Here is a 1,407-nt window from a genome sequence, read left to right as displayed (position 1 = left end):
TAGATGTAGTATAGATTTATGGACACAACTTGGTTAAGTCATTAATATTAAACTAACGAAAGGTTGTGTCCGAATCATGAGTCAAAAACGGTATAATCAAGAATTTAAACAAACAGTAGTTGAGCTTTATCGCTCAGGCACTCTAGTCAGTCAACTCTCTAGCGAATATGGTGTTTCAGAAGTAACGATTTATAAATGGATTAAGCAACTCTCTCCAATTGAATGTGAACAGGAATTAACTTTGGCTGATATAGAAGCCATTCAAAAGGAAAATCTTCGATTAAAACAGGAGATCGAAATCTTAAAAAAGGCTATGACCATATTCGCGAGAAAATAGATGAGCAAGAACTGATTGACTTGATTACAAAAGAAAGCGAACATCATCCAATCCAAATGATGTGTCGTGTTTTAAAGATGCCTAAAAGTACGTATTATCAATCGTTTCACAAGAAGCCGAATAGCTATCATGTCGCCAACGAACAACTGCTTGAACGAATTCGAGCAATCCATAAAGAAAGTAAGGGTCGTTATGGGGCCCCTAAAATCTTTGAAATACTTAAAAAAGAAGGCTATACAGGCAGTATCAATCGAGTTCAACGTTTGATGAAACAAGCAGGCATCCAATCATGTATTGTAAAAAAATTCCGCCCAACACCAACACAAAAGCCCGTAGAAGAACGAGAAAATGTATTAAATCAAGATTTCACTACAACAACAATCAACGAAAAATGGGTAGCTGATATTACATATGTCCATACGCTTCGTGATGGTTGGTGTTATCTAGCGTCCGTTCTTGATTTACATACAAAAAAAGTGGTCGGATATAAATTCTCTCGTACCATGACAACAGAAATTGTGCTGGAAGCACTTCAGAATGCGATTCAAGATCAAAAGCCCGATCCCGGTCTTATCGTGCATACAGATTTAGGAACACAATATACAAGTGAAGCCTTTCAAAAACTACTAAAAAAACATGAAATGGTTCCGTCATTTAGTCGAAAAGGATGTCCATATGACAACGCTTGTATTGAATCTTTTCATGCCATATTGAAAAAAGAAGAAGTGTATCTAACCAAATACGAAAGCTTTGAGACAGCGAGAATTGCGTTATTTCAATTCATCGAAGGTTGGTATAATCGCAAACGAATTCATGGAAGCATTGGTTATTTGACACCGGATGAATACGAAAAAATGTGCCGAATAGCAGCGTAAAACATGGGGTACAGAACACTTCCCCCTTCACATTTTTTTGGCACAACAGCCATGGGTTTATTTCTCCACGTCCCAAGTAGATTGTCAAAGGATCTTTTCACTTTGACAATCTACTTGGGACGTGGAACAATCCATGAATGGTTGTTGTGCAAAAAAACTTAATCTTTTTGTGTCCAAAAACTTGACGTAGATCCA

At 37.0% G+C, this 1,407-nt stretch carries 1 protein-coding gene; it reads left to right on the top strand.

The genetic code is table 11. The features are described 5' to 3' along the window. Positions 1-76: 76 nt before the first annotated feature. Positions 77-1,212 (top strand): IS3 family transposase gene (locus tag ACFQ18_RS18050; protein WP_379566890.1). Its coding sequence is split into 2 segments (ribosomal slippage): positions 77-311 and positions 311-1,212, totalling 1,137 coding nucleotides; the frame shifts between segments, so codons are not numbered across the junction. Positions 1,213-1,407: the final 195 nt, after the last annotated feature.

The organism is Oceanobacillus caeni (genome assembly GCF_042678465.1).
Lineage (GTDB): Bacteria > Bacillota > Bacilli > Bacillales > Amphibacillaceae > Oceanobacillus > Oceanobacillus caeni.
The sequence above is the reverse complement of the archived record's forward strand: the minus strand, read 5'-3'. Positions and strand labels throughout refer to the sequence as shown.